General features: G+C 66.4%; 1 protein-coding gene and 2 pseudogenes. All 3 read right to left on the bottom strand.

Going from position 1 to position 1,636, the window contains the following annotated elements; all coding sequences use genetic code 11:
• Window positions 1-426: pseudogene (locus EN984_RS33810) on the bottom strand (YiiX/YebB-like N1pC/P60 family cysteine hydrolase); the annotation flags it as partial.
• A gap of 81 nt (window positions 427-507) precedes the next feature.
• Window positions 508-1,440, bottom strand: coding sequence for a CHAD domain-containing protein (locus tag EN984_RS33805; RefSeq protein WP_127268426.1), 933 nt, complete (start codon window positions 1,438-1,440; stop codon window positions 508-510).
• Window positions 1,437-1,636 (bottom strand): annotated as a pseudogene (locus EN984_RS33800) (adenylate cyclase); the annotation flags it as partial. The pseudogene EN984_RS33800 and the gene EN984_RS33805, both read right to left, overlap by 4 nt.

Here is a 1,636-nt window from a genome sequence, read left to right as displayed (position 1 = left end):
GTCGTATTTCAGGCCGAGCCTGCCGATCATGAAGGCGACGACCTTGTCGCGATCCTCCGGCGCCAGCCCGCTCGCCCGGCAGATGCGGGTGTTGTAGGTGCGGTAGCGCGACAATGGCACGGCGACGCAGCCTTCGCCGATCGTGACCTCGATCAGGCGCGGCCGTTCCGAGCCGTCTTCCGGCGCGGGCAAGGCATCGCCGACATAGAAGGCCGCATGCGACCAGGTCGACTGGGTCAGGTACTTGATCGCCGCCGAGATCTTCTGATTGCCCTCGATCAGCAGGATGTCGCCCGGCTCAAGCGTGCGGCGCAGCGTTTCGGCATCGGACGGAGTGTAGGGCTCGTAGCCGGACGATTCTCCCTGCAGCCGGCCGGCAAGCCAGCGGCCAAGTCGATCCAGAAGCGTGTCGCCGGGCTCGGTCATGCCCCATGGCGATTAGCATGGGCGGGTAATGAGGGCTAGCGCACGCCTTCCTCCCCCGTCCGGAGCGCGAGGAAGAGCGTCCTACGATGCCGCGGCCTCTTCCGGCGGCGCAGCCAGATCGTCGCGCGCCTTGCGGGCCAGTTTGCGTGTCGAGCGTTTGGGATTGTCGCCGAACAGCTCGGCCGCTTCGGCCAGGCAGCTCTTCTTCAGCTGCTTCTCCGACCGCTTCAGCAGCTTGCCCAGAAGTTTCGTGTCCTCGGGCAGCCCGAGTGGCTGGTCGTCGGCCTCGAGCAACGCGCGCATCACCAGCACATCGTGCAGGTCGCCCAGCCGCTCGCCCAGTTCGTCGACCGCCTTGCGCCGGGCCTTGATCGGTGTCGGCCACAGCCTGCCGAGCAGCGACAGATGCATGCCGTGGGTCTTGGCCGCCTTGCGCAAATCGTGGAAATCATCGGCCGCGCCCCGCGATCTGGCCTTGTCGAGCGCCTTCCTGGCACGGCGCAGCGTGACGCGGGCACCTTCGGCAAGCACGTCGGCCGCCTGTTCCGGCTGGTCGGGCAAGGCCAACGCTTCGACGCGTTTGAGGCCATCCTCGCAAGCGGCGGTCGCCGCGCCGATCGCCGCCTCGAGCCCGCTGCCTTCGTGCAGTTCATGCTGGCGCGCGATCAGCCTGTCGCGCGCAGCAGTAAGCCCATCGTCGGCGCTCTCCTTGGGAAAGCTCGCCGCCAGCCGGTCGATGGTTTCGATCAGCGCTGTCGCCTCGCGCGGACCGGCAAGCAGGCCGGCTACATTGCGATAGCACTGGTTCTCGGTCTCGCAGAATGTTTCGTCGCCGGAACGAACAAGCCGCAGCAGGGCGCGGGCGCTCTTCAGCCGCTTGCGGCACTTGTGCAGCGCCTGTTCCGGCCGGCTCCGTGCGGCGTCAAGGTGATGCAGCGCCTTGCCGATTTCCTCGGCAAGGATACGCCTGACCTCGCCGGTCAGCGGCAGGCGCGGATCGATACGAAAGCTCATGCGGCGATCTCCGGTATCCCCCCAAGGGCGAGCGACGCGTTGTAGAATTTTGACTCGCCGGTGACTTCGCGGCCGAGCCAATCAGGCAGCATTTCGTCCGGCACGTCCTCCGGCGTCTCAAGTTCGGCGATCACAAGTCCCGCAAGCGGACCGCCGAAGACATCGATTTCGTAGAGATAGCCACGGTGCCTAACAT

Source organism: Mesorhizobium sp. M7A.F.Ca.CA.004.12.1.1 (assembly GCF_003997835.1).
Lineage (GTDB): Bacteria > Pseudomonadota > Alphaproteobacteria > Rhizobiales > Rhizobiaceae > Mesorhizobium.
The sequence above is the reverse complement of the archived record's forward strand: the minus strand, read 5'-3'. Positions and strand labels throughout refer to the sequence as shown.

Coding starts and splice junctions, on each gene's coding strand:
- EN984_RS33805 (WP_127268426.1), bottom strand. CDS start 1,440: ATGAGCTTTCGTATCGATCCGCGCCTGCCGCTGACCGGCGAGGTCAGG.